General features: G+C 36.3%; 1 pseudogene. It reads left to right on the plus strand.

Annotation, left to right across the window (positions count from 1 at the left end):
- Positions 1–157 precede the first annotated feature (157 nt).
- Positions 158–1,727, plus strand: a pseudogene (locus tag AM506_RS21565) (IS1182 family transposase).
- Positions 1,728–1,824: the final 97 nt, after the last annotated feature.

Below are 1,824 nucleotides of genomic sequence, written 5' to 3' on the forward strand. Positions count from 1 at the left end.
GAGGCTGGGACAAAACCCTCCTCTAAAATGAAGAAGCCGGTAAAATTTTACTCCTCGTAAAATTTTACCGGCTTTAATTATTTTTTAAATTAAAATAAGGACCACTTCTGATAAAATAAAGTTACCACACAAAATTTTAATCGAAAGAAGGGTCCTTATGTTTAAAAATTATATCATGAATCAAGTGGTTTTGCCTTTAGATTTAGAAGTGAAGTTGCAAAAAAATGATGTTGCATTCCATATCCATCACCTAGTTGAAAGTATCCCTCATAAAGTGTTCGTACCATTTCTTCGAAATGAAGGCTGCCCGGCCTATCATCCTCGTATGATGCTTAAGATTATCTTATGTGCCTACTCCCAATCGGTCTTTTCAGGACGCAAGATTGAAGGACTCTTAAAAGACAGCATCCGTATGATGTGGCTAGCACAAGGATATGAACCAAGTTATCGCACTATCAACCGATTCCGTGTTCAACCAGAAGTGAAGAAAGTCCTTCGCGAATGTTTCGTCCAATTCCGTTGCCGATTAGTTGAAGAGAAATTGATTGATCAAGAAGCGATTTTTATTGATGGTACAAAGATTGAAGCGAATGCGAATAAATTCACTTTTGTATGGAAGAAATCTATTGAGAAGTATCATAAAAGTTTAATTGAAAAGTCAAACCAACTATACGATGAGCTGCTTACAAATGAAATTATACCGGAAATTGAACGTGAAACAGCAGAACAATTATCTGTAGAAGAGCTCACTCAATTGGTTCAAAAAGTAGATGAAGTCGTAACCGAATATGATAAGCAAATTGAAGCTACCTCGGATATTCCAGAACGAAAAGCTTTAAGAGGTGAGCGCAAATATCCAAAACAAGTCCGTAAACAACTGATAGATTTTCTCTCACGCAAACAGAAATATCTACAAGACCTAGAGACCTTTGGAACGCGTAATAGCTATTCTAAAACAGATAATGATGCGACATTCATGAGAATGAAAGATGATTATATGAAAAACGGACAATTGAAAGCTGGTTACAATGTACAAATCGCAACAGAAGGTCAATACACGCTAGCCTATAGTTTGTTTTCAAACCCAACAGATACACGTACGTTGATCCCCTTTCTAGATGAAATCGAGAAACATTATTTCGAGTTACCAAAACACATCGTCGCAGATGCAGGTTATGGTAGTGAGCAGAACTATAGCGATATCCTTTCAAACAGAAAACGAGAAGCACTTATTACGTATAATTTGTATTTAAAGGAACAAAAGAAAAAGTACAAAGAAAACATATTTAACACAGACAACTGGGAGTACGATAAAAAAAACAGATACCTATACTTGCCCTAATCAAAAACGGCTTGAATTTCAATATCATTCTACTCGCCATGACCGTACAGGCTTTGAACGGAAGTTCAAAATCTATGAGTGCGAAGATTGTTTGGGGTGCCCATTTCGTTCATCATGTACGAAAGCAAAAGAAGGAAACAACCGAAAGCTAATGGTGAATGAAGAGTGGGAGCAACAAAAAGAATATGTACGATCGAAGCTTTCAGAAGAGAAAACGGGTACCATCTATCTAAAACGAAAAATCGATGTGGAGCCAGTTTTTGGATTTTTGAAGGCCAATTTGCGTTTCACTCGATTTTCTGTACGAGGAAAATCGAAGGTTGAAAATGAAATGGGCTTCGCGTTAATGGCAGTGAATTTAAGAAAATTCATTGCCAACAACTAAATTATAGAAGTATTTACACAAAAAAATAAGAAAGGTGAATTTGAGCAAGCTCAAATTCACCTTTTTTTACTATTAGAAGCTAGTTATGTCCCAGCCT

It is taken from the genome of Rossellomorea vietnamensis, assembly GCF_001305855.1.
GTDB lineage: Bacteria > Bacillota > Bacilli > Bacillales > Bacillaceae_B > Rossellomorea > Rossellomorea vietnamensis_A.